The 1,525-nt window shown below is 65.4% G+C and carries 1 protein-coding gene; it reads right to left on the reverse strand.

Translation table 11 applies throughout. From position 1 onward, the window contains the following. A partial coding sequence (locus ON19_RS42300) for an ISL3 family transposase (protein ID WP_306307066.1) occupies positions 1-1,422 on the reverse strand: 1,422 nt, incomplete at its 3' end. Positions 1,423-1,525: the final 103 nt, after the last annotated feature.

A 1,525-nucleotide genomic window follows, 5' to 3' on the forward strand; every position in this document is an offset into this window, starting at 1 on the left:
CAGGGTGAGCCCGTTGCGGACGGCGTCGATGTCGCGGCGGAGGTTGCGGGCGAAGGAGGCGATCGCGGTCAGTGACTCCTTCTCGACGGTGCTGATCCAAGAATCGAGGCGGTGGCCTTCCAGGCGGGTCATCATGATTGCGAAGTCTTCGACGTGGCGTGTGAGCCGGTTCAGGTCCTTGCTGGCTTTGCGGATTCGGGCCAGGCTGGCGGTGTCTTTTTGCTCGAGGTTGTCGGGATCGGACATGATCCAGCGGGTGATGTCGCGGACCGACGGTGGCCGTGGTGGGGGCACGGCGATTTGACCTGTCCCGGTGCGGAATCGTCGTAGGTAGCGTTGGACCTGCTGCTCGGTGCCGGTATATCCCATCGGGATGATCTCCCGGGTGAGCTCGGCGCCGTTGCGGACGCCATCGTTCCATCGCCGGTGCAGATATTCGTAGTAGTCATCGAGAATGCTGGAACGCTGCTGATTCTTGGCGATCAGGCTGTCGACGGTTGGGCTGTTGGCGAACTTGCGGACCGTCGCGGGATGCAGGTCGAGTTCGCGGGCGATGGCCGCCTTGCTCATGCCCTGCCCGAACAGACGCTGGACCGCGGAATAGTGCTGGCGGGTTCGTGTGACGACCTTCAACTCGTGATCATTGACCACCGGTGGCGTGTGGCTGGTCGACTGGGCGGCAGCCCGGACGGCCATGGCCGCAGCAAGGTCACGGCGGCCCGCCGAGACGTCCTTCTCGACGGCTTGGCCGAGGTTCTGCCAGAGATGGAATCGGTCCGCGACCTGCAGTGCGTCGGGGGCTCCCTGTCGGGCGCCCTCGGCATAGCCGCCGGCTCGGTCTCGGCAGATGATGTGCGGTCGCGCCCGTGCGCGCAGCCAGGCGGCCAGGGCATCTCCATCACGGCCCTCGATCAGATCGACCGGCCTCCGCGTTTCGAGATCGACCAGGACGGTGCCGTAGCGGTGTCCGCGCCGGGTCGCGAAGTCGTCCACGCCCAGCACCGTGATCGCGCTGATCGGCGGATCCGGCAGCGCCCGGATCAACCTGAGCAGCGTGTCCCGACCGGCGGACAACCCCAAGCGGCCAGCCAGTCGTGCACCGGCTCGACCGGCCAGGGCCAATCCGATCGCGATCAACAGCGACTTCGACTGCTCGGTTCGCCGTGACCACTTCGTCGTTAGGCCCTCGACCTGCTCAGCGAAAGTCTTTGCCGGGCAGTCGATATTTGCGCAGAAGAATCGGCGCACAACCAATCGCACGATAACCACGCAACCAACGACCGCCGCATCGGCCAACCGCCGCCGGTAACGCGAATGCACCCGCGCCGACACCGTTTCGCACCCAGGACACCGACCCGCCGGGGCGGCGACGACCGCATCCACAACCACAGCAGCGTCCTCACTACGGACGTCGCAGATCACCAGGCCACCCAAGTGCGGCAACAACTTTCGAACAAGATCATCCGAACACGTCCGCCAGACTTACCAGCAACAGCCAGGACCCGACGACAACACGCCGAACCAC

The sequence above is a fragment of the Nocardia abscessus NBRC 100374 genome, assembly GCF_000308455.1.
Taxonomy (GTDB): domain Bacteria; phylum Actinomycetota; class Actinomycetes; order Mycobacteriales; family Mycobacteriaceae; genus Nocardia; species Nocardia abscessus.